Source organism: Acidovorax facilis (genome assembly GCF_023913775.1).
In the GTDB taxonomy this organism is placed as follows: Bacteria; Pseudomonadota; Gammaproteobacteria; order Burkholderiales; family Burkholderiaceae_C; genus Acidovorax; species Acidovorax facilis.
In genome coordinates this window covers 1-497 of the sequence record NZ_JAMXAX010000330.1, presented here as the reverse complement: position 1 = coordinate 497, position 497 = coordinate 1, and the positions used below count along the sequence as shown (strand labels likewise).

Genomic DNA, 497 nt, shown 5'->3' with positions numbered 1-497 from the left:
CCGTCACCATGGGCGCGGGCACCGGCAGATGCCGCAGCGTCTCGATCGCATCCATCACGGCGCGGGCGCGCTGCGCGCGTTCCGCCGCCGAGTGTTCCAGCAGGCTGGCCAGGTCTTCCCGGTGCCGCTGGCGCGCATGCTTGGTCAGCTGGCGGCGGATGTCGCCCAGCATTGCGCGAGAGGACTGGCCGTCGGCCCTGTCCACCCCAAGATATTGGGCAACGGCCGCTCGCGCACCCAGGCCCGCGTACCAGGCGCGCAGCGCCGCGAGGGCCGCGGTGCCGGGGAATTCCTTTTCCGCATTCGCCGGCTTGGAGACTCGGGTACTTTTCACGATCGCCAGTTTAGCGGAATGACATGACTATGGCGATAAGAAAGATTATCGTAATAGCATCGTCAATGAACGCGTCATGAGGCCGATGCAGTTTGCGACGGCTATCGTTCCGAGCTACCGCTAGGTGCATGCCCTTCGCGGTAGTCAAGGCAGTCCTGGGGGG

Annotated in this window: 1 pseudogene; it reads right to left on the bottom strand. The window is 65.2% G+C overall.

What is annotated here, in order from left to right:
* A pseudogene (locus NFX52_RS30455) lies at positions 1-334 on the bottom strand (integrase); the annotation flags it as partial.
* Between the last annotated feature and the right edge of the window lie 163 nt (positions 335-497).